Annotated in this window: 17 protein-coding genes; 9 read left to right on the top strand and 8 right to left on the bottom strand. The window is 59.5% G+C overall.

The genetic code is table 11. The features are described from left to right. Window positions 1-44: 44 nt before the first annotated feature. On the bottom strand, window positions 45-1,751 hold the full coding sequence (locus ACR1XU_RS12500; protein WP_170615308.1) for a peptide ABC transporter substrate-binding protein: 1,707 nt from the start codon (window positions 1,749-1,751) through the stop codon (window positions 45-47). 285 nt (window positions 1,752-2,036) lie between these two features. Here ACR1XU_RS12500 and ACR1XU_RS12495 point away from each other — a divergent pair, with 285 nt between their 5' ends. From ACR1XU_RS12495 to ACR1XU_RS12480, 4 genes are read left to right on the top strand one after another with little or no spacing between them, the layout of a single operon-like run. Next, complete coding sequence (locus tag ACR1XU_RS12495; protein ID WP_480908596.1) at window positions 2,037-3,857, top strand: ABC transporter ATP-binding protein; 1,821 nt, start codon at window positions 2,037-2,039, stop codon at window positions 3,855-3,857. Between the two features lie 5 nt (window positions 3,858-3,862). Continuing rightward, entirely contained in the window at window positions 3,863-5,029 is a 1,167-nt protein-coding gene (gene argE / locus ACR1XU_RS12490; protein ID WP_480908594.1) for an acetylornithine deacetylase, read from the top strand. Between the two features lie 51 nt (window positions 5,030-5,080). Continuing rightward, window positions 5,081-6,247, top strand: coding sequence for a M20 aminoacylase family protein (locus ACR1XU_RS12485; RefSeq protein WP_480908591.1), 1,167 nt, complete (start codon window positions 5,081-5,083; stop codon window positions 6,245-6,247). Between the two features lie 18 nt (window positions 6,248-6,265). Further along, window positions 6,266-7,429 (top strand): M20 aminoacylase family protein, encoded by a 1,164-nt coding sequence (locus ACR1XU_RS12480; RefSeq protein ID WP_480812199.1) that lies wholly within the window; start codon window positions 6,266-6,268, stop codon window positions 7,427-7,429. A gap of 94 nt (window positions 7,430-7,523) precedes the next feature. On the opposite strand, the gene ACR1XU_RS12475 is transcribed toward ACR1XU_RS12480, so the two are convergent. Beyond that, complete coding sequence (locus ACR1XU_RS12475) at window positions 7,524-8,819, bottom strand: 3-deoxy-D-manno-octulosonic acid transferase (RefSeq protein ID WP_480812198.1); 1,296 nt, start codon at window positions 8,817-8,819, stop codon at window positions 7,524-7,526. 1 nt (window position 8,820) lies between these two features. Beyond that, complete coding sequence (moaA, locus tag ACR1XU_RS12470; protein WP_170806566.1) at window positions 8,821-9,828, bottom strand: GTP 3',8-cyclase MoaA; 1,008 nt, start codon at window positions 9,826-9,828, stop codon at window positions 8,821-8,823. A 90-nt stretch (window positions 9,829-9,918) separates the two neighbouring features. Here moaA and ACR1XU_RS12465 point away from each other — a divergent pair, with 90 nt between their 5' ends. After that, window positions 9,919-10,335 carry a hypothetical protein gene (locus ACR1XU_RS12465; RefSeq protein ID WP_480915611.1) on the top strand — a complete coding sequence of 139 codons (417 nt, stop codon included), beginning with the start codon at window positions 9,919-9,921 and terminating at the stop codon, window positions 10,333-10,335. Here the strand turns inward: ACR1XU_RS12465 and ACR1XU_RS12460 are convergent. From ACR1XU_RS12460 to glmU, 4 genes are read right to left on the bottom strand one after another with little or no spacing between them, the layout of a single operon-like run. Beyond that, entirely contained in the window at window positions 10,323-11,009 is a 687-nt protein-coding gene (locus tag ACR1XU_RS12460) for a DNA alkylation repair protein (RefSeq protein WP_480908585.1), read from the bottom strand. The two genes, ACR1XU_RS12465 and ACR1XU_RS12460, sit on opposite strands and share 13 nt — an antisense overlap. Further along, complete coding sequence (locus ACR1XU_RS12455; protein ID WP_480908583.1) at window positions 10,999-11,559, bottom strand: pyridoxamine 5'-phosphate oxidase family protein; 561 nt, start codon at window positions 11,557-11,559, stop codon at window positions 10,999-11,001. Before ACR1XU_RS12455 ends, ACR1XU_RS12460 begins: the two co-directional genes overlap by 11 nt. A 3-nt stretch (window positions 11,560-11,562) precedes the next feature. Continuing rightward, window positions 11,563-13,386 (bottom strand): glutamine--fructose-6-phosphate transaminase (isomerizing), encoded by a 1,824-nt coding sequence (glmS, locus tag ACR1XU_RS12450; RefSeq protein ID WP_480908581.1) that lies wholly within the window; start codon window positions 13,384-13,386, stop codon window positions 11,563-11,565. Between the two features lie 3 nt (window positions 13,387-13,389). Further along, on the bottom strand, window positions 13,390-14,742 hold the full coding sequence (glmU, locus tag ACR1XU_RS12445) for a bifunctional UDP-N-acetylglucosamine diphosphorylase/glucosamine-1-phosphate N-acetyltransferase GlmU (protein ID WP_480908579.1): 1,353 nt from the start codon (window positions 14,740-14,742) through the stop codon (window positions 13,390-13,392). Between the two features lie 134 nt (window positions 14,743-14,876). Between glmU and ACR1XU_RS12440 the strand changes: the two genes are divergently transcribed. The 3 genes from ACR1XU_RS12440 (at window position 14,877) to ACR1XU_RS12430 (ending at window position 18,117) form a co-directional block, all read left to right on the top strand. After that, the gene (locus ACR1XU_RS12440; protein ID WP_480908576.1) at window positions 14,877-15,548 is read left to right on the top strand and encodes an HAD-IA family hydrolase; all 672 of its coding nucleotides are present in this window, start codon (window positions 14,877-14,879) and stop codon (window positions 15,546-15,548) included. Window positions 15,549-15,587: 39 nt separating this feature from the next. After that, window positions 15,588-16,787 (top strand): DegT/DnrJ/EryC1/StrS family aminotransferase, encoded by a 1,200-nt coding sequence (locus tag ACR1XU_RS12435; RefSeq protein WP_480908574.1) that lies wholly within the window; start codon window positions 15,588-15,590, stop codon window positions 16,785-16,787. A gap of 166 nt (window positions 16,788-16,953) precedes the next feature. After that, a complete protein-coding gene (locus ACR1XU_RS12430) occupies window positions 16,954-18,117 on the top strand; it encodes an isovaleryl-CoA dehydrogenase (RefSeq protein ID WP_480525216.1) in 1,164 nt (387 codons plus the stop codon). Window positions 18,118-18,168: 51 nt separating this feature from the next. Here ACR1XU_RS12430 and ACR1XU_RS12425 read toward each other — a convergent pair whose 3' ends face one another. Continuing rightward, window positions 18,169-18,771, bottom strand: coding sequence for an OmpW/AlkL family protein (locus tag ACR1XU_RS12425; protein WP_480908572.1), 603 nt, complete (start codon window positions 18,769-18,771; stop codon window positions 18,169-18,171). A gap of 136 nt (window positions 18,772-18,907) precedes the next feature. Here ACR1XU_RS12425 and ACR1XU_RS12420 point away from each other — a divergent pair, with 136 nt between their 5' ends. Continuing rightward, window positions 18,908-20,434 carry an AMP-binding protein gene (locus ACR1XU_RS12420; protein ID WP_480908570.1) on the top strand — a complete coding sequence of 509 codons (1,527 nt, stop codon included), beginning with the start codon at window positions 18,908-18,910 and terminating at the stop codon, window positions 20,432-20,434. Window positions 20,435-20,807: the final 373 nt, after the last annotated feature.

Below are 20,807 nucleotides of genomic sequence, written 5' to 3'. Positions count from 1 at the left end.
CCGCGCCCCGATACAGATCGGGGCGCAGCTTTGCAACTTGATGTTTAGGATCCGGTCTTGCGGTACCAGTCTGCTGCATTCCACAGCTCGCTGTCCCAAACATTCAGGATCACGCCACCCAGGGTGTTTGCGTGCGCCGACAGACGGCCACGGTGCACCAGCGGGATCATACCGCCGTTTTCAACCATGATGTCGTTCAGACGACGGGCGATTTTCGCACGCTCTTCCGCACCGGCGGTTTCGGCCAGCTGACCATGCAGCTTGTCGAATTCTTCGTTGCAGAAGCGGCTGATGTTTTCACCCTGCCACTGCGATTCCGGCTTGGGAGCCTTGTCGCACAAGCCGTTGCCCAGATAGGACTGCGGGTCGGTGCCGTTGAAGGTGTTGGCGTACATTTCAACGTCCGCATAGAACTTCTGGAAGGTGTCGGGCGAACCCGGGTCACCGCCGAAGAAGACCGACGCGTTGATGTTGCGCAGCTCGGTTTCGATACCGATCTGGCTCCACCATTCCTTGATCAGCGCCTGGAAGTCCTGACGGACGGCGTTGGTCGAGGTCTGGTAGACGATCTTCAGCGGAACGCCGTCTTTTTCACGCACGCCGTCGCCATCAGAGTCTACGATACCCGCGTCATCCAGCAGTTTCTTCGCACCTTCGATGTCCTGCGTGTCACAGGAAAAGGTGTCCGAATTGACGGCAGCCGGGGCCGGAACCCAGTTACAGGTGACCTGACCGGCCTGGCCATAGCCGATTTCCACCAGCAGCGGACGGTCGATTGCCAGAGACATCGCCTTGTAAACCGCAGGATCCTGCAGGAACGGGTGCGGATGCGCAGCAGTCGAACGCTCGCCTTCCGGCAGATCGGGCGACGGGTTGGTCTGGTTCAGCATGATGCGCTCGACCAGCGGGCCGAAGCCTGCGACCGGAGTGCCCTTGCCGCCTTCCTGCATCTGCTGGATCACCTCGGGTGCCAGCTGCAGGTTCCAGGCATAGTCAAACTCGCCGGTTTCCATCACCGCGCGGCCCGCCGCAGTTGCGTCACCGCCACCTTTGAAGGTCAGCGTCGCAAAGGCAGGTTTTGCCGGATCACGGTAGTTGTCGTTGGCCTTCATGGTGATCACGTCGTTCGGCTTGAACTCGGTGACGACAAACGGGCCGGTGCCGATCGGGTTAAAGTTCTGCTCGGTGCATTCGGGGGCTTTCGCGCCCAGGCAGTCGGCAAACTGTGCGGCCTGAATGATCGGGCTTTCGCCGCCGACAAACGGACCATAGGGGAACGGGGTCGGTGCATCGAACGTGACTTTTACGGTCAGGTCGTCCACGGCTTCGACTGATGTGACACCTTCGAATTTGGTCACCTGCGCGCAGCCACCTTCGGGGTGCATGCAGTAGTCAGCTGTGAATTTCACGTCCGCAGAAGTGAACGGACTACCATCCGACCAGGTGATTCCCGGTGCGATTTTCCAGGTGATCGAGGTCAGATCTTCGCTGACACCGCCGTTTTCAACGGTTGGAATTTCCGATGCCAGATAAGGCACCATGTTGCCGTCCTGGTCGTAGCGGGCGAGCGGTTCGATCACCAGCGAGGCCGACTCCACATCCTTGGTGCCACCTGAAAGGAACGGGTTCAGGATCGACGGTGCCTGCCAGTAAATGATGCTGACATTGCCGTCCGATCCGCGCTCGGCAAAGGCCATCGGGGCCATCGCTGTGCTTGCAATCGCACCAAGCAAAAGGGTTTTGATTTTCATCATACACTCCATGTTGGACACATTCGTGTCTCGATTATCTCCGCAAGGCCTGCGGGTTTGGCGTTGCCGTGTGGGATTGTAAGGCGCTGAAAAGAAACATGTATGCAAGCCACGCTTCGCGAATTCCGCCATCTCCCAAAAACGGTTACGCGGCGTATCGAAACAGAGTTTTGGAAAATTGCAAGCCTTGCCTTAAGGAAAACCTGCAATGCGTTTGACTTTTCCCTTCCTGCCGCCTTAGCGTTTGGCATTCAAAAATAACAAGCCGCCAAGGGGAGCGTGCGCGTGCTGGATCAGCCTATTGCCCAGATCAAGAATCTCAGGGTCGAATTTCAGACCAAGGATGGTCCGGTGGTCGGGGTCGAAGATGTTTCGTTTTCGATCCATCCCGGCGAAACCGTATGTATCGTTGGTGAATCGGGGTCGGGGAAATCGGTCTCGTCTCTGTCGCTGATGCGGTTGGTGGAATTCGGCGGCGGTGAGATCGCGGGTGGGCAACTGCTGTTTGACCGGCGCGACAAGACCGAAATGGACCTGTCTGGGGCCGATCAGAATCTGATGAAACAGATTCGCGGCAACGAGATCGGAATGATCTTTCAGGAGCCGATGACAGCGCTGAACCCCGTTTTTACCGTTGGCCGGCAGTTGACCGAAGGGTTGCGGATCCACAAGAACCTGTCCAAGTCGCAGGCCGAGGGCCGCGCGCTGGAACTGCTGCGTCAGGTCCGCATTCCAGAACCCGAACGGCGACTGAAGCAATACCCGCACGAATTGTCCGGCGGCATGCGCCAGCGGGTGGTGATCGCCATGGCCATGGCCTGCGAGCCGCGCCTGCTGATCGCGGATGAACCCACCACAGCGCTGGACGTGACCATTCAGGCCGAGATCCTCGCACTGATGGACCGGCTCAAGCGGGAAACCGGCACGGCGGTGATGTTCATTACGCATGACATGGCGGTTGTGGCGCAGATGGCCGACCGCGTCGTGGTCATGTTCCGCGGCAACAAGGTCGAAGAGGGCACGGTCAAGGAGATCTTTGAGAATCCGCAGCACGACTACACCAAGGCGCTGCTGGCCGCTGTTCCGAAACTGGGCGAAATGCAGGGAAAATCGGCCCCGGAACCGATGAAGCTGCTGGGTGTCGAAGGGCAGAACATCGCGCCAATCCCTGGCACTGAAGAAGTTCTGCTGTCCGTCAAGAACCTGACCACCCGGTTCCCCGTCAAGGGTGGGCTGCTGCGCCGCACGATTTCCAATGTGCACGCGGTCGAAGACGTTTCGTTCACCCTGAACAAGGGCCAGACGCTGAGCCTTGTGGGCGAATCAGGGTGCGGCAAATCTTCGGCGGGTCGGTCGATCCTGCGGCTGGTCGAGCCGATGGCAGGTGAGGTCAATCTGGATGGCCTTGATATCATGAAACTGGATTCTGCGGGTCTGCGCAAAGCGCGGCTGGATATGCAGATGATCTTTCAGGACCCGTTCGCCTCGCTCAATCCGCAGATGCAGCTGATCGATCAGGTGGCTGAACCGATGCGCAACTACGGTGTCGCGTCAGGCTCGGAGTTGCAGGACCGTGTGGCGCAACTGTTCGACAAGGTACAGTTGCCGCGCAGCTTCATGCGTCGTTTCCCGCACGAGATGTCGGGTGGTCAGCGGCAGCGGATCGCGATTGCCCGAGCGCTGGCGCTGAACCCCAAACTGATCGTCGCGGACGAGGCGGTATCGGCGCTTGACGTATCGGTCCAGGCGCAGGTTCTGAACCTGATGATGGAGCTTCAGTCGGAACTTGGCCTCAGCTATCTGTTCATCAGCCACGACATGGCCGTGGTCGAGCGGGTCAGCCACCATGTCGGCGTCATGTATCTGGGCCGCATTGTCGAACTTGGCCCGCGTGCCCGGGTGTTCGAGAACCCGCAGCACGCCTATACTCAGGCGCTGATGAAGGCTGTTCCGATTGCCGATCCGAACCAGCGGAAATCGGAAAAGGATCTGAATTTCAAGCCGATCCCGTCGCCAATTCATCCAATCGGCTATAAACCCGAACCTTCAGAATACCGCGAGGTCGAGCCGGGTCACTTCGTCCTAACCACGGATAGCGGTTACTGATCCCCATGCCGCACCGCCTGACGCCGCTTGAGATCATGACGCGCCTGATCTCGTTCCCGACGGTGAGCCGTGAGACCAACCTGCCTCTGGTGGACTGGGTCGAAGCCTACTTGGCCAGCCACGGCATCACGTCGCATCGCTGGCCCGATCCGAACCAGCCTCACAAAGCCGCCCTGCTGGCCCATGTCGGCCCCTGGCAGGAAGGGGCGGTTGTCCTGTCCGGCCATACCGATGTCGTGCCCGTTGACGGGCAGCCATGGGACAGCGACCCTTTCACTGTTGTTGAAAGAGACGGCAAATATTTCGGACGCGGAACCTGCGACATGAAGGGCTTTGGCGCACTGGCCATCTGGGCATTGGTCGAGGCGCAATACGCGGATCTCAAACGACCTCTGCAACTGGCGCTGAGCTTTGATGAGGAGGTTGGCTGCACCGGAGCCCCGCCGATGATCGAAGCCATGCAGGAGTTTCTGCCCAAAGGATCCGCGGTGATCGTGGGCGAGCCGTCGATGATGCAGGCCGTCACGGGCCACAAAGGCAGCTTCGGGTATGATACACATGTTGTCGGGTTTGAGGTCCACAGCTCGATCATGCATACCGGGGTCAACGCGATCATGTCGGCGGCGCCGCTGATCGATTGGGCCAACGATCGTAATGCCGAGAATATGGCAGCCGAACCGAGTGATGTCGCCGCGATATTCGACCCGCCCTGGACCACCTGCCATGTCGGGATGATCGAAGGGGGCACGGCGCACAATATCACTGCCAAGGACTGCCGGTTCATGATGGATTTCCGAGTGGTGCCCGGTGAACAGGCATCGCACTGGAGAACGGACTATCTGAAGCAGGTGCGGCAGATCGAAGCCCGGATGCAGCAGGTCCACCCGGAAGCGCGCATCGACGTGGCCGAGGATTTTGCAGTACCGGCGCTGGTGCCCGAACCTGATGGAGAGGCCGAGGCCTTGGTGCGATCCCTGACGGGGGACAATGCCTCGCATGTTGTCAGCTACGGGACTGAAGCGGGACAGTTTCAGGAAGCGGGCTATTCAGCGGTTATTTGCGGCCCCGGCGATATTGCACAGGCCCATCAGCCGAACGAGTTCATAACGATTGCACAGTTCAATGAAGGTCACAGATTTATGGAGCGGCTGGTAAACAAGCTCGGGGCCTGAGATTTGTGGCCACTTGGTCGATATTGAAACTCTTGTCACAGGAGGATGAAAATGCCCGTCAAAAACAGGCTAGCCGAAATGCATGGCGAGATCACCAAATGGCGCCGCCACCTGCATGCCAACCCAGAATTGATGTATGACGTCCATGAAACGGCCGCCTTTGTAACAGAGCGCCTGAAAGCGTTTGGCGTGGATGAGATTACGCCCGGTATCGGCAAAACAGGCGTTGTTGGCGTGATCCGGGGGCGGACCGACACGAAGGGCCGTGTGGTGGGCCTGCGCGCCGATATGGATGCACTGCCCATCGAAGAGGCAACCGGGCTCGACTATGCCTCGACCGTGCCGGGTAAGATGCATGCCTGCGGGCATGACGGCCATACCTCGATGCTGCTGGGGGCGGCACAGTATCTGGCTGAGACCCGGAATTTTGATGGCACCGTTGTTCTGATTTTCCAGCCCGCCGAAGAAGGCGGCGCGGGCGGATTGGCGATGTGTCAGGATGGCCTGATGGAACGATGGGGCATTCAGGAAGTATACGGCATGCACAATATGCCTGGCCTTCCGGTGGGAGAGTTCGCCATTCGACCCGGTGCCTTGCTGGCCTCGTCTGACGAATTCGAGATTGTTGTGATGGGCAAGGGCGGGCACGCCGCCGCGCCGCATGATGCGGTGGACACAACACTTGTCGCATCTCATATTGTCGTGGCTTTGCAGTCGGTTGTGTCGCGCACCGTCGATCCGATCAAGCGTGTGGTGCTGACGGTTGGCACCTTCGTGACTGATAGCGTTGCGTCAAACGTGATCGCGCACACGGTGCGGCTGCAGGGCACGGTGCGAACGCTGGATCCCGAGTATCGCGCCATCGCGGAAGAGCGGGTGCGCCGGATCGCCGAGGACACGGCCTCGGCCTTTGGTGCAACGGCAAAAGTGATCTGGACGCCGGGGTACCCGGCGACTGTCAATACCGATGCGGAAACAGGCTATGCGGCCGAAGCTGCGGCGGCTGTTGCCGGCAAGGTGAATGATAGCGTCGATCCGATCATGCCGTCGGAAGATTTCGCCTACATGCTTGAAGAACGGCCGGGCGCCTACATCTTTGTTGGCAATGGGGACACCGCCATGTGCCACCATCCTGAATATAACTTTGATGACGAAGCCATACCCGCGGGCTGCAGTTGGTACGCGGAAGTGGTGGAACGACGAATGCCCGTCGCATGACACACAGGGGAGAATGACATGCCTATCAAGAACCGCCTTGCCGAGATGCAGGAAGAAATCACCGCTTGGCGACGGGATCTTCATGAAAATCCGGAAATACTGTTCGAAACGCATCGCACCAGCGCGGTGGTCGCCGACAAGCTGAAGGAATTCGGCTGTGACGAGATTGTAACCGGCATCGGGCGAACCGGCGTTGTTGGCGTGATCAAGGGCAAGTCGGATACCAAAGGCAAGGTCATCGGACTTCGGGCGGATATGGATGCGCTACCGATCCATGAGGCGACCGGGCTGGACTATGCATCGAAAACTCCGGGTGCCATGCATGCCTGTGGCCATGACGGGCATACGGCGATGTTGTTGGGGGCCGCAAAATATCTGGCTGAAACCCGCAATTTCGATGGAACGGTTGTGGTCATCTTCCAACCTGCCGAAGAAGGCGGCGGCGGCGGGCGCGAGATGTGCGAAGATGGCATGATGGATCGCTGGAATATTCAGGAAGTCTATGGAATGCACAACTGGCCTGGTAAGCCCGTAGGGTCGTTTGCGATCCGTCCGGGTGCGTTCTTTGCAGCTACTGACCAGTTCGACATCACGTTCGAAGGCCTTGGCGGCCACGCGGCCAAACCACATGAAACTGTTGATACGACCGTCCTGGCCGCCAATGCAGTTTTGGCGTTGCAGACCATCGCTTCGCGTAATGCCGATCCGGTCGATCAGATTGTGGTATCCGTAACCTCGTTCGAAACCTCCTCCAAGGCTTTCAACGTGATCCCTCAGACGGTTCAGATCAAGGGAACCGTGCGCACCATGAGCAATGCTATGCGGGATCTGGCTGAGCGCCGGATCAACGAAATCTGCAACGGCGTTGCCGCGACTTACGGTGGGAACGCTGATGTGACCTATATCCGGGGCTATCCGGTTATGGTGAACAGCGACGAGCAGACCGATTTTGCGGCGGACGTGGCGCGTTCAGTCTCAGGCGCTTGCGAGGAGGCACCTCTGGTCATGGGCGGCGAGGATTTTGCCTTTATGCTGGAAGAACGTCCGGGCGCTTATATTCTGGTTGGCAACGGCGACACGGCGATGGTGCATCACCCGCAATACAACTTCAATGATGAGGCCATTCCGGCAGGATGCAGTTGGTGGGCCGAGATTGTCGAGCAAAGGATGCCGGCCGCCTGACGGCAAAGGCGATGGGGGCACTGCCCCCGTCGCGCCTATGGCGCGCCTCCCCCGGGATATTTTTAGCCAGATGAAGCGTGGACCCCACGGGCGATCACGTGAGAGAAAGATGCGTGCAGAGTGTATCTGTGACGTCGTCCAGCGCCGATTTTTGAGTGTTCACGCAGGTTTTCACGGCGCTTTGGGCTTCCGCTAATGCCACTTTGTCGCTCAGCCAAGTGGCGACGGCGGTGGCAAGGTCTTGTGCTGTCCGCACCTCGATTGTGCCGCCACTTTCGATCAGAGGCGCAAATGTTTCGGCAAAGTTGAAATACCCCGGCCCGGTAATGACGGCCGCGCCGGCCTGTGCCGGTTCAAACGGATTGTGACCGCCGATTTCCTTGAGCGAGCCGCCCAAAAATACGATCGGACACAAGGCATACCAGGTTCCAGTTTCGCCGAGGGTATCGGCGACGTAGACCTGCGTGTCTGCCGTGATTGGCATGTCGGCAGAGCGCAGCGACATGGAAAGGCCGGCCTGCTGGATCAATGTACCGACATCTTCGCGCCGTTCAGGATGGCGGGGGATCAGCAGGAGTAGCAGGTCGGGCCAGCTTTCCAGCAATTGCGCGTGGGCCGCCAGCACGATTTCCTCTTCTCCGGCGTGGGTGGAACTGGCGATCCAGACCGGCCGCCCGGCAATCTGGCTGCGGATGCTGGTCAGCGTTTCCTTGTTCACGGGCAGGGGGTCGGACATCGACTTGAGGTTGGTCCCGGGCTTGACCCGGTCAGCTTGGGCCCCCATGGCCAGCAGGTTGGCCGCCGCCTTGTCGTTCTGAGTCAAAAACAAGCGAAACTGTTCAAGGATGAACCGTGCTGTTCGCGGACGCTTTTTCCAGCCAGCGACCGATTTATCCGACAGTCGGGCATTGAGCAGGGCAAGCGGCATTCCCAGGTGCGAGGCCTCGACAATCAGGTGCGGCCAGATTTCGCTTTCGACGAAGATCCCGGCATCGGGCTTCCAATGGGCGAGAAACCGTCCGACGGGGCCGCCGGTGTCCAGCGGCGGGTACTGGTGGCGCGTTCTGGGCGGAAGGCGCTTTTCGATAAGGGCCGCCGAGGTCGGAGTGCCGGATGTGATCAGGAAATGCGCATCTGGCAGCTTTTCCGCAAGCCGATTGATCAGGCTGAGAACGGACAGGCTTTCTCCGACGCTGGCGGCGTGAAACCAGACCAGGCGGCCATCTGGACGGGGCTGGCTTGCGTGGCCGAGGCGTTCCTGTTGCCGTGCCTGGGGAACCCCTGCAGCCTGCAGCTTGTTGCGCACGGTACGCCAGACAAGCGGTGCGGCAATTGAGGTCAGGCCGCAATACAATCGATAAAGCAGTGTCTGGCCGTTCCGGCGCGGCATGTCAGCCGCCTGTGTGGCTCATATGGCGGCTCATCCGGCCATCTACCGCCTGACGGGAATAGTCGAAATCATGCCCCTTGGGTTTGAGGTTGATCGCAGCGCGGATCGCGTCTTCGAGCGGTTGTTCCGTATCCGGATGATCCCGCAGCGGATCGCGCAGATCGGCCATGTCTTCCTGGCCCAGGCACATGTACAGCTCGCCCGTGCAGGTCAGCCGCACGCGGTTGCAGCTTTCGCAGAAATTGTGGCTGAGCGGCGTGATGAAGCCGATCTTCTGCCCCGTTTCCTCGAGCCGGACATAGCGCGCAGGGCCGCCGGTCCGCTCGGCCAGATCGGTGACCCGGTAGTGGTTTTCGTATTCGGCCCGTACATCCTTGAGTGACCAGTACTGATCCAGACGATCTTCGTTGCCGATGTCCCCCATCGGCATGACCTCGATCCAGGTCAGGTCCATGTCACGCTCGGCGCACCATTGCGTGATGCGCGGCAGTTCTTCCTCGTTGAAGCCTTTCAGAGCCACGGCATTGATCTTGATCCGCAATCCGGCTTTTTGTGCGGCATCAATGCCGTTCAGCACCTGTTTCAGGCGTCCCCAACGAGTGATGCGGGCGAATTTGTCGTCATCCAGCGTATCCAGCGACACGTTGATCCTGCGCACGCCCGCGGCATACAGATCCTCGGAAAAACGGTTTAGCTGTGATCCGTTGGTTGTCAGCGTCAGCTCTTTCAGCGCGCCGCTGTCCAGATGCCGGGTCATGGCGTTGAAAAAGCTCATGATGTTACGGCGCACCAGTGGTTCCCCGCCGGTTATGCGCAGCTTTTCGACGCCCAACCGGACAAATGTCGAACACATGCGATCCAGTTCCTCGAGAGTCAGCAGGTCCTTCTTGGGCAGGAACGTCATGTTTTCGGACATGCAATAGACGCAGCGGAAATCGCAGCGATCCGTGACGGAAACACGGAGGTAGGTGATGGCGCGCGCAAACGGGTCGATAAGTGGAGCTGTCATGCGACATAGGTAAAGCTGCGGCCTGCCCACGACAAGGGTGAAGTTTCCTTTGCGCTGGCATAGATGGGCACAGGTCGATAGGTTGTGGCCATGAGATATGCGGTTTTGGTGTTTTGCGCTTTGTTGGCGGGATGTGACGCGGTTCGGTCAACGACGGACCGGGTCTTTGGCGGTGGCGATGGCACTGCCGAACAGGATGCTGCGACTGCCGGGGAAACGGTCGAACCGGAACCTGTTGCGGCCACTGCGGCTGGTTGGATCGGCGCCAAAACGACCGTCGCCGCGCTGGGTGATCCCACGACGCCGGGACGCTGGATGGAAACCCCTTTGGTCGAGACCGAGTTCACGGGGCGCGTTCTGGTCCCAAGTACAGGGGCGCAGGCCTATATTGCGCTGGTCCCGACGCCGGGACCTGAAAGCGGGGGCAGCCGCCTGTCGCTGGATGCAATGCGGGCACTTTTGTTGCCGCTCGACGCTCTGGTCGAACTTGAAGTCTATTCCAACTGATCTTTCAGGTATTTGCCGGCCTCGCGGCGGGCAAAGGGCTTCATCTGGCTGCCATGCGCGGACAGAAACGCAATGACGCGGGACGGATCGTGTTTGGACAGTTCACGCAGCCACCAGGCGACAGATTTCTGAATGAACCAGTCACGATCGGGAACATAACCCGCAGCCCAACCCAGAATACGGTCGCGGCGCTGCAGATCGTCGGGTTTGGGGTGGTTTTGCTTGGTCCATGGCAGGGTGGCGACCAGCGCAGCCCTGCGGGTCCACATGTGGTCTGAGGTGGTCCAGAGTTCCACCTGATCCAGCCGTTCGGGATCTGCTGTAAGGCGCTTTTGCATTGCCATGCAGGCGTGATCGGCCACCGCCCAGGCGTCAAAATCCGGCAACCAGCTATGCAGCAGTTCCCAGACCGCCTGATCTGGCCAGATACGGGCCTGCGTCAGCAGTTTGGCAGCAGCAAGACGAGCCTCGTGAATGTTGCTCTGCCACAGAGCGTCCGCCACTTCTACGCGATCAGAAACATCCAGCTCTTGCCGCCACGACTTGGTGAGGTCGTTCAAAACCGGATTGGCGACCCCCAAGTAAGGACGCTCGACCTTGTGATAGGCCGCCATCTGGTCTGCGCGCTCTGGGTCGGCATGAGCCTTGATCTGGTTGAGATAGCTATCCGGCATAGCCGCCCTTTTCCAAGGCACGGGTGGGGTGGCCGTCAATCGTGGAGTGGTTCTTGTCGACCCAATAGGCACGGATGTCCTCGTCGGATTTTCCGTCGACCCACTTTTGCATCGTGTCGCGGTCCGATTGGAATTCCATGAACGGAACCGCGTAGCCACAGGACGTCTGCACCATGTCGAGGCTGAGGTCATAGATCTGCCGGGCGCTGCGATGAGTGGGGAACAGGGCGGCCAGTTCGTCCCAGCCATCGTCGCCGACGTGCAGGGTATGTGCAGTGCCATAGGTGCGCAGGATCAGAGGGCGCGTGGTGAAGGAGCACCACATCAGCGTCATGCGATTGGTCTGCAGCAAATGACCGGCGGTTTCGTTGCCACTGCCGGTTAGGTTCAACCAAACGATCCGGTTGGGCCCAAGAACACGCAATGAATCCATGCCCTTGGGCGAGATATTGACGCGACCTTCAGGCCCTGCGGTGCCAACGAAGAACATGTGCTGGTCTTCGATGAACTTGCGTTGGGCGTCGTCCAGTTCCGGGAATTGTTTGGACATGGTTCACTCCACCGTTACGGATTTGGCCAGGTTGCGCGGCTGATCCACATCCGTGCCCTTTGCGACAGCGGTGTGATAGGCCAGCAACTGGGCCGGCACCGAATACAAGATTGGCGCCAGGCTTGTATGGACATGCGGCATGCGGATCGTGTTCCAGACACCGTCTTCCGCGTCGGTAATGCCGTCATCGTCCGAGATGAGAATGACCTTGCCCTTGCGCGCCATGACCTCCTGCATGTTCGAAACCGTCTTGTCGAAAACGGCGTCGCGCGGGGCCATGACAACCACCGGCATGTGCTTGTCGATCAGGGCGATGGGCCCGTGTTTCAATTCACCCGAGGCATAACCTTCCGCATGGATATAGCTGATTTCCTTGAGCTTCAGCGCCCCCTCCATGGCCAGCGGATACATCAGCCCCCGGCCCAGAAACAACACGTCGCGCGCCTCGGACAGGCGCTGGGCGGATTTGCGGATGGCGTGGCTTTGATCCAGCGCCGCGTTCAGGATTGTGGGCAGACCGCGCAAAGCTGCGGCGTGATCGGCCAGTTCTTCGTCGCTGAGCGTGCCCCGGTCGGCGGCAGCCTTGAGCGCAAGCATCAGCAACACGCTCAGCTGACACGTGAACGCCTTCGTCGATGCCACGCCGATTTCCACGCCGGCGTGGATCGGCAGGGCGATGTCACTTTCGCGGGCAATCGAGCTTTCGGGGACATTGACGACCGAAACGATCTTGTCCGCCTTGCCCTCGCAATAGCGCAGCGCGGCCAATGTGTCGGCCGTTTCGCCTGACTGACTGACGAACAGGGCCAGTGTGCGATCAGTGATCGGTGGCTCGCGGTAGCGGAACTCGCTGGCGATATCGACTTCGACCGGCATTTTGGCCAGTTGTTCGAACCAGTATTTTGCGGTCAGGCAGGCATAGAAGGCTGTGCCGCAGGCCACCATGGTCAACCGATCCAGTTTCGTGAAATCCAGATCCGCATCGGGCAACACGACTCGGTCGCCACCGGTCGGCAGATAGGACCGGATCGCCTCGGCCACTACGACCGGCTGTTCGGCGATTTCCTTGGCCATATAATGTTTGTGTCCGCCCTTGTCGGTTCGGGTGTGATCCAGTTTGATCCGGCGCGTTTCCCGGTTGGCCAAGTCACCCTTGTCATTGCGGATTTCCAGCGACGTGCGGGTCAGGACGGCGCGGTCGCCTTCCTCGAGATATGTGATCCTGTCTGTCAGCGGGGCCAGCGCAATGGCGTCCGAGCCAACGAACATCTCGCCATCGCCATGACCAATCGCCAGCGGAGAGCCTTTGCGGGCGGCAATGATCAGGTCATCCTCTCCATCGAACAGGAATGCCAGGGCAAAGGCACCTTCCAGCCGGTCGATCGTTTTAAAGGCGGCTTGAACCGCGTTCAGACCGGTTTTCATGTAGTGTTCGGTCATCAGGGCGACGGTTTCAGTATCGGTTTCGGTCTGGAAATCGATCCCGTTTTCTGCCAGCTCAGCACGCAATTCGCGGTAGTTTTCGACGATGCCGTTATGGACAACGGCCACCGGGCCCGCCCTGTGCGGGTGGGCGTTGATGACCGAAGGCGCGCCATGTGTTGCCCAGCGGGTGTGGCCGATACCCGATTTGCCGGGCAATGGGTCGTGCACCAGCAGATCGCTTAGGTTGACCAGCTTGCCCACGGCCCGCCGACGCCCCAGTGCGCCGTTGTTGACCGTTGCAATCCCCGCACTGTCGTAACCGCGATATTCCAGCCGCTTCAGCGCCTCGACCAGAATGGGGGCGGCTTCGTGCTGTCCCAGTACGCCAACAATACCACACATATTCTAGGCTCCTTTGTCGCGGCGAGCCTTCTTCGCCTTTAACATTTCAAACAATTTACGCGCATAACCCGGTTTGTTTTCCTGGCGTGAACGAGCCACGGCCAGTGCGTCGGGATCGACATTCCTAGTGACCACCGTGCCAGTGGCCGTCATTGCGCCGTCGCCCAGCGTGACCGGTGCCACCAACATGGTGTTGGAGCCGATGAAGACATCGTCACCAATCGTTGTTCGGTGCTTCATGACGCCGTCATAGTTGCAGGTGATGGTTCCGGCGCCGATATTGGTTCTGGCCCCGATCGAGGCATCCCCGACATAGCTGAGGTGATTGACCTTGGCGCCTTCGCCGATTTCGGCATTCTTGATTTCGACGAAATTACCGATCCGCGCATCTTCGGCCAATTCGGCGCCCGGACGCAGGCGGGCATAGGGGCCGACGATGGCACCGCGGCTGACATGGCACCCTTCAAGATGCGAAAAGGCGCGGATCGTTGCGCCGCTTTCCACGGTAACGCCGGGGCCAAAAACCACATTTGGTTCAATCACGGTATCCCGCCCGATCACTGTGTCAGCAGCCAGGTACACGGTCTGCGGATCGATGAGCGTGACGCCCAGATCCATCAGTTCCGCACGAGCGCGGGTTTGAAAAACGGCATCTGCCGCCGCCAGATCGGCGCGGGAATTGACGCCCAGTGTCTGGGCCTCATCACAGGCAACAGCGGTGACCTTCAGTCCGCGATTTCCCGCGATTTCAACAACATCGGTAAGGTAGTACTCGCCGGATGCATTGCCATTCCCGACCGCGTCGATCAGCGAGAACAGGGTCTGAGCATCGCAGGCCAAAAGGCCCGAATTGCAGAAGGTGATCGCGCGCTCCTCCTCGGAGGCGTCCTTGAATTCAACGATCCGTTCCAGTGTGTCGCCCTTCATGACCAGTCGGCCATAACGGGCGGGATCGGCCGCCTCGAACCCCAGAATGACAAGATCGTTCTCGGCCCGCGCGGCTACCATCCGTTCCAGAGTGTCCGGTTGCAGAAAGGGTGTGTCGCCATACAGAACCACGATATCGCCGGAAAACCCGTCCAACGCGCCGCGTGCCTGCGCGACCGCGTGGGCGGTGCCCAGTTGCTCCTCCTGCATGGCGATATGCACGTCTTCATCCTCGGCCCGCGCGGCTTTGGCGACCGCCTCGGACCCGTGCCCGGTGACGATGACAGTGCGTTCGGGGGACAGAATTGCGCCGGCGCGCATGGCGTGAACCAGCATCGGGGCCTGCGCGATGGGATGCAGAACTTTTGGTATCTCCGAATTCATCCTGGTGCCTTTTCCGGCGGCGAGGATGACAAGGGCAGTGGTCATGAAATCGTTTTCTCTTTGTGTTTTGTTGTCGTCCGTTTTATCCGCTGGTTTCAAAGGCGCAAGCGGTTCGCCCATCAAACAAGATTGCCGTTTGCAACATCTCATGGCGGGTTTCTGCCGAGCAAGGAGGCAAAATGCGTACGGTCATCTTCGATCTGGACGGCACTTTGGCGGATACTTCAGGCGATTTGCTGGCGGCGGCAAATCATTGTTTTCGTGAAATGGGGCACGGCGATGTTCTGACGCGGGAACAGGACGCCGGTGTTGCCTTGCGTGGCGGACGCATGATGCTGAGCCACGGGCTGAAACGGGTCGGAGCGTATGACGAGGCAACAGTGCTGGCGTATTATCCAATTCTGCTCGAGGCCTATTCGGAAGCCATTGACATCCACACCAAATTCTACCCCGGCGCGCTTGAGGCAGTCGATACGTTGAAAACCACAGGGTACGGTGTGGGTATCTGCACCAACAAACCCGAGGCTCTGGCCGATCTGCTTTTGATGCGTCTTGGGGTGCGGGATCGTTTCGCCTCGCTGGTTGGGGCCGATACGCTTGCGGTGCGAAAGCCCGATCCCGAACCACTGCGCGAGGCCGCGCGCCGCGCGGGCGGGCACCCCGACCTGTGCGTTCTGATTGGGGACTCGGATACCGACCACAACACGGCACGCGCTGCCGGGGTGCCGTCGGTCCTGGTGACGTTCGGGCCTTCCGGCGAAGATATGGCCGCGTTGGAACCGGACGCCCTGCTGCATCATTTCAATGATCTGCCCGACGTCGTGAATGACCTGATCGGCGTGACGGCGTAAGCTCTTGACCGGAACCTTTTGCAGGATCAGAACTGGCACATGACCGAAACATTCTCTGGCAGCTTCACGCAGCAGGAACCCATCCCCGAAGACGCAATCGAAGCCGCGTTAGCCGTCCTCCGGCACGGTCGGCTGCATCGCTATAACGTGGTGCCCGGGGAACTGGGTGAGACTGCGTTGCTGGAACAGGAATTCGCCGCGCAGACCGGTGCGAAATACTGTCTCGCCGTGTCCTCGGGGGGGTATGCGCTGGCGACCGCCTTACGGGCCGTCGGGGTTCAGCCTGGTGATCCGGTTCTGACGAATGCGTTCACGCTGGCTCCGGTGCCGGGGTCAATCGCCTCGGTCGGTGCCCGCCCGGTGTTTGTCGGGGTGACGGAAAGCCTGACGATCGATCTGGACGATCTGGAAAGCAAGGTGGGTCAGGCACGCGTTCTGATGCTAAGCCATATGCGCGGACATCTGTGCGACATGGACCGGCTGATGCAGATGTGTGATGCGGCCGGTGTCACGGTGATCGAGGATTGCGCCCACACGATGGGCGCGGCATGGCGGGGGCAATTGTCGGGCCGTCAGGGCTCCATCGGGTGCTATTCCTGTCAAACCTACAAGCATGTCAATTCCGGTGAAGGCGGGCTGCTGATCACCAATGATGAGGAACTGGCCGCCAAGGCCACGATGCTGTCAGGATCCTACATGCTGTATGAACGGCATCTGGCCGCCCCCGGGCCGGAGGTTTTCGAGCGCATCAAATACACCACGCCTAACGTTTCTGGCCGCATGGATAATCTGCGGGCCGCGATTCTGCGCCCGCAACTGCGGGATCTCGACCGTCAGGTGCAGCGCTGGAACGAACGTTACAGAGAAGTTGAGGCAGGTTTGCGCCAAACGCCCGGGTTGACGATTGTCGAACGCCCGGAGGCCGAGACCTATGTCGGGTCTTCGATCCAGTTTCTGCTGCTGGACTGGCCCCCTGACCGCATCGCAGAGGTCATTGCCCGCTGTGCCGCGCGAGGGGTGGAGTTGAAGTGGTTTGGCGGGGCGGAACCGGCCGGTTTTACCTCGCGCTATGACAGCTGGCGCTATGCGGAAAGCACTCGCATGCCAGCGAGCGACCGTATCCTGGCCGGCATCATGGATATGCGGGTGCCTTTGACGTTTTCGCTTGAAGACTGTCGCGTCATTGCACGGATTATCCGATCCGAAGTCGGAGCAGTCTATCAGGCGCAATCCGATTGAGTGCGCCTGCGGCGCACGCTTGATTTCTCAAACAAACCGCCGCCTGCCATCAGGCGGCGGTTTTTTCGTTTTGGTAGATCGTGAAACCGTAACGTTGACCGGCCGGATGCAAGCTGGTATGTCGTTATTGAACAACTGTTCATTAAACCGGCAAGGGAGGCCCCGGATGTTCACCGCAACAATGCAATTTGATCTGGGCGAAGATGTGAATGCCCTGCGCGATATGGTGCATCGCTGGGCGCAGGAGCGGGTCAAACCGATGGCCGCCGAGATCGATTCCTCGAACGCGTTTCCGAATGATCTGTGGACGGAAATGGGGGAACTGGGCCTGCTGGGCATTACCGTGCCCGAGGAATACGGCGGAGCCGGAATGTCCTATCTGGCGCACACGGTCGCGGTCGAGGAAATCGCTCGCGCGTCCGCTTCGGTGTCTTTGTCTTACGGCGCCCATTCGAACCTGTGTGTGAACCAGATCAAGCTGAACGGCAACGCCGAGCAGAAACAGAAATACCTGCCACGCCTGATTTCCGGTGAGCATGTCGGCGCGTTGGCGATGTCCGAACCTTCGGCCGGATCCGATGTTGTGTCGATGAAGCTGCGGGCCGAGAAACGGAACGATCATTATCGGCTGAATGGCAACAAATACTGGATCACCAACGGCCCGGATGCCGATACGCTGGTTGTCTACGCCAAGACTGATCCGGACGCAGGGTCCAAGGGCATCACCGCCTTTCTGATCGAAAAGGAGATGACCGGGTTTTCGACCTCACCCCATTTCGACAAGCTGGGGATGCGCGGGTCGAATACCGCCGAACTGATCTTCGAAGATGTCGAAGTGCCCTTCGAGAATGTTCTGGGCGAGGAGGGCAAAGGCGTTTCGGTGCTGATGTCCGGGTTGGATTACGAACGCGTCGTTCTTGCGGGGATTGGAACCGGTATCATGGCGGCCTGTCTGGATGAGGTCATGCCTTATCTGGCCGAGCGCAAGCAGTTTGGCAAACCAATCGGTACCTTTCAGCTGATGCAGGGCAAGATCGCCGATATGTACACCGCGATGAACTCGGCCAGAGCTTATATCTACGAGGTCGCAAAGGCCTGTGACCGGGGCGACGTGACCCGTCAAGACGCGGCGGCTTGCTGCCTCTATGCGTCGGAGCAGGCCATGACGCAGGCTCATCAGGCGGTGCAGGCAATGGGCGGGGCCGGGTTCCTGTCCGACGCCGCGGTCAGCCGCATCTTCCGGGATGCAAAGCTGATGGAAATTGGTGCCGGGACCAGCGAAATCCGTCGGATGCTGATTGGGCGCGAAATGATGAACAAGATGCTCTGAGATAATTCGCCCCGCAGGCCAATGGACCAGCGGGGCGGGATTGCGAACGGATCAGAAGCGATGGACGTAGGACACACCGACCAGCCACGGATCGATTTCGGCTTTGCCGATTTTGGCGCCGTCCAGCGTGACGTCCGAGTCGATGTCGAACCAGCGCACGTTCAGTCGCACCGAGCCTTGTTCGGTGACCATGTAGTCCAGGCCGGCCTGCAGCGAGACGCCAAGGGAATTGTCGATATCGAGATCGCCCAAGGCCGACTTTTCGTCAAAGAAGATCGTGTAGTTCAGACCGGCACCAACATAGGGCTTCCAGGCGCTGTTGGTCGGGAAGTGATAGTTCAGGGACAGGGTTGGCGGCAGTTGCTTGGTGCTGGCGGCATCAATGCCACCCAGCGCGATGGTGTGGCTGAACGGGGTTGCGGCCAGAAGTTCGATACCAAGATTGTTGCGGACGAAGTACTCGGCGGTAAAGATCGGGCGGGTGCTGGACCCGACTTCGGCATCCAGCGTGGCCAGAGTGCCATTGTCGGATTTCGGGTCGAGGTAGCCGACACCGATACCCACGGTCCAGTCCCCTTGCGATTGTGCAAAAGCCGGCGCGGCCAGCGCAACCAGTGCAGTAGACAAGGTCAAAGCGGCGAGTTTCTTGGTCATATTCATGCCTTTGGTTATGTTGATGAGGCTGTGGTGCCGGATCAAAGGCTGGCGGACTCTGATCTGAGTCAAATCCGTGTCGAAATGCCAAATGAGGTAGCGGCGGTAAAGCGCAGTAAAACAATGGAAAAAACCCATGCGTCCCACTGAGGTCATACCGGGTTTGCGCGCCGATCACAGCTGGGATTGTCCGGCGCAATTGAACATGGCCCGGCAGTGCTTGGCGCAGGCCCCGGACAAATTGGCGCTGCTGGATCTGACCGGTGAAGAAACCTCATCCGTGACATACGGCGAACTCAGCGCTCTGGCGGATGGTTTGGCACGGGCGCTGTTGCGCAGGGTGCGGACCGGGGACAGGGTTGGTGTGTTGCTGGGGCAGTCTGTCTGGTGCGCTGCGGCACATCTGGCAATCTGGAAAATCGGTGCCATTTCAGTGCCGCTGTTCAAGCTGTTCCGCCGCGATGCTCTGTCTTCGCGAGTCGGGGATTCCGGGGCGTGGATTGTGCTGACCGACGCCGAAGGGGCCGCGCTGCTGGGCGATCTGGCCGAACCTTTGCTGGCGCACCAGATCGGAGAACCAGGTGATCCGGTGCCTTTTGCCGACACGGGCCCCGACGACCCTGCGGTTTTGATCTATACATCTGGTACAACAGGGACTCCGAAAGGGGCTTTGCACGGGCATCGGGTGCTGACCGGCCATCTGCCGGGCGTGTCGATCAGCCACAACCATCTGCGGGACGGTGATTGCCTTTGGACACCTGCGGACTGGGCCTGGATTGGCGGACTGTTCGACGTGTTGATGCCGGGGTTGGCATTGGGAATTCCGGTGGTTGCCGCGCGGCTTGAGAAGTTTTCGCCCGAAGGGTGCGCCGACGTGATTTCGCGGGGTGGAATACGGAACGTCTTCTTCCCGCCGACTGCGCTGCGGATGCTGAAAGCGGCAGATCAGAGCATTCCCGGCCTGCGCTCTGTCGCCTCGGGAGGAGAGCCTTTGGGCCCGGAAATGCTGGCCTGGGGGGAAAAGGCGTTTGGCCTGACCATCAACGAATTCTACGGTCAGACCGAATGCAACATGGTCGTGTCTTCCTGCGCCGAGGACTATCCGGTCCGTCCCGGATGCATCGGCAAACCGGTGCCGGGGCATGAGGTCGCGGTGATCGACGAGTATGGTGTTCCGACGGACGAGGAAGGCGACGTAGCGATCAGGCAGGGGTCGGCCTCAATGATGCTGGAGTACTGGAACCGGCCTCAGGCCACGACCGAGAAGTTTCGCGGCGATTGGCTGATCACTGGCGATCGCGGCGTGTGGGAGGGGGAATACCTGCATTTTGTCGGCCGCGAAGATGACGTGATCACTTCAGCTGGCTACCGCATTGGCCCCGCCGAGATCGAAGACTGCCTGCTGACCCATCCGGCGGTAGCGACCGTGGGCGTAGTCGGCAAGCCTGACCCGCTGCGGACCGAGATCGTCAAGGCTTATGTCGTGCTGAAACCCGGCGCCGAGGCGTCGGGGGCCGAGTTGCAGGATTGGGTCAAAGACCGTCTGGCGCATTACTCCTATCCGCGCGAGGTGGCGTTTTTGGAAGAATTGCCAATGACGGTGACGGGGAAGGTTATTCGGAAAGAGTTGAAGCACTTGGCTGCAGAGGAAACAAACAATTGATTGGGCTTTTTCGACGACTGGCTGGCCTAAAGTGCCCGAATTGTTGTGAACCGCTTCCGCTATGGGTGTCTTGGATGCTTGCGGGGAGTGTTGATATTGTTGAAGGCCATTTGCCCGCAGGTAAATGCGCGAACTGTAACAGCGTTCTAAGAGTTAGGCTTGGTAACGCACTGAGCTTTTTCTTGGTTTCACTTATCTTGATGTTTGTCCCGATTTTCTTCCTAATTTCTCAGGGAATACTAGATGTGCTAGCAGACAGTATAACGTCAATGGCACCTTTCGTTTCATCGGGCGTCGCCAAATTCATTCCCTTTCTGATTTATGTGGTCTTTGTTGCAATGCCGCTGAGTAATCAAATGCTGAAATTAGAGGT

It is taken from the genome of Ruegeria sp. D1(2025) (genome assembly GCF_056536425.1).
Note: the sequence above shows the minus strand (reverse complement) of the source record. Positions and strands in the feature narration are given on the sequence as shown.

What these genes read in the sequence shown, in the direction of transcription:
- ACR1XU_RS12500 (WP_170615308.1), bottom strand. Translation starts at nt 1,751, where the DNA reads ATGAAAATCAAAACCCTTTTGCTTGGTGCGATTGCAAGCACAGCGATG.
- argE (WP_480908594.1), top strand. Translation starts at nt 3,863, where the DNA reads ATGCCGCACCGCCTGACGCCGCTTGAGATCATGACGCGCCTGATCTCG.
- ACR1XU_RS12485 (WP_480908591.1), top strand. Translation starts at nt 5,081, where the DNA reads ATGCCCGTCAAAAACAGGCTAGCCGAAATGCATGGCGAGATCACCAAA.
- ACR1XU_RS12480 (WP_480812199.1), top strand. Translation starts at nt 6,266, where the DNA reads ATGCCTATCAAGAACCGCCTTGCCGAGATGCAGGAAGAAATCACCGCT.
- ACR1XU_RS12475 (WP_480812198.1), bottom strand. Translation starts at nt 8,819, where the DNA reads ATGCCGCGCCGGAACGGCCAGACACTGCTTTATCGATTGTATTGCGGC.
- moaA (WP_170806566.1), bottom strand. Translation starts at nt 9,828, where the DNA reads ATGACAGCTCCACTTATCGACCCGTTTGCGCGCGCCATCACCTACCTC.
- ACR1XU_RS12465 (WP_480915611.1), top strand. Translation starts at nt 9,919, where the DNA reads ATGAGATATGCGGTTTTGGTGTTTTGCGCTTTGTTGGCGGGATGTGAC.
- ACR1XU_RS12460 (WP_480908585.1), bottom strand. Translation starts at nt 11,009, where the DNA reads ATGCCGGATAGCTATCTCAACCAGATCAAGGCTCATGCCGACCCAGAG.
- ACR1XU_RS12455 (WP_480908583.1), bottom strand. Translation starts at nt 11,559, where the DNA reads ATGTCCAAACAATTCCCGGAACTGGACGACGCCCAACGCAAGTTCATC.
- glmS (WP_480908581.1), bottom strand. Translation starts at nt 13,386, where the DNA reads ATGTGTGGTATTGTTGGCGTACTGGGACAGCACGAAGCCGCCCCCATT.
- glmU (WP_480908579.1), bottom strand. Translation starts at nt 14,742, where the DNA reads ATGACCACTGCCCTTGTCATCCTCGCCGCCGGAAAAGGCACCAGGATG.
- ACR1XU_RS12440 (WP_480908576.1), top strand. Translation starts at nt 14,877, where the DNA reads ATGCGTACGGTCATCTTCGATCTGGACGGCACTTTGGCGGATACTTCA.
- ACR1XU_RS12435 (WP_480908574.1), top strand. Translation starts at nt 15,588, where the DNA reads ATGACCGAAACATTCTCTGGCAGCTTCACGCAGCAGGAACCCATCCCC.
- ACR1XU_RS12430 (WP_480525216.1), top strand. Translation starts at nt 16,954, where the DNA reads ATGTTCACCGCAACAATGCAATTTGATCTGGGCGAAGATGTGAATGCC.
- ACR1XU_RS12425 (WP_480908572.1), bottom strand. Translation starts at nt 18,771, where the DNA reads ATGACCAAGAAACTCGCCGCTTTGACCTTGTCTACTGCACTGGTTGCG.
- ACR1XU_RS12420 (WP_480908570.1), top strand. Translation starts at nt 18,908, where the DNA reads ATGCGTCCCACTGAGGTCATACCGGGTTTGCGCGCCGATCACAGCTGG.